Origin of the sequence: Planctomonas deserti (genome assembly GCF_003067705.1) — a bacterium.
Classification (GTDB): Bacteria; Actinomycetota; Actinomycetes; order Actinomycetales; family Microbacteriaceae; genus Planctomonas; species Planctomonas deserti.
Genome location: NZ_QANL01000257.1, coordinates 1 through 500, shown reverse-complemented (window position 1 = coordinate 500; position 500 = coordinate 1). Strand labels below are relative to the sequence as shown.

The window sequence follows — 500 nt, the reverse complement described above, 5'->3', positions numbered from 1 at the left end:
GGATCTTGCAGACCGCGTCGTAGCGGTCGAGCAGGCCGGTATTGAGCAGGCTGACGAAGGGACCGACGTCGCGCCCGATGTTCGGATGCACGAAGACGAAGGCACGCACCTTCCGCTCTTCGAAAAAGCGCACAGCCACCCGACGATCAGCAACCGATTTCACCGACACGAACAGATCATGATCAACGATCATGTTCTTCATGTAGCCCTGGATCGATTCGATCAGGTCCAGATGATAGAGATGAAGCACAATGGCGAACCGCGACTTCAGCTTGTCAGCAGGAATGGCGCCAACACCATAGCGCTGCAGTTCTTCCTGTGAAATTCCGTCACTGGACTGGGCAAGCAGCGGCATCGCATTGACACGCGTGGCCCGCATCCTGGCGACTTCCTCCTCGACCTGGCCCAGGCGCACCGGGTCGGCGATCAGGCTGGACAGGCCAACGTCCTGCACGCCATTGGGATCATCGCGCAGCACTTCGGTCTTGATGAAACCAAAC

General features: G+C 58.4%; 1 protein-coding gene. It reads right to left on the bottom strand.

All coding sequences use genetic code 11. The features are described 5' to 3' along the window. The coding region (locus DAI20_RS20565) for a rhamnan synthesis F family protein (protein ID WP_205781560.1) at positions 1 to 500 on the bottom strand (500 nt) is incomplete at both ends.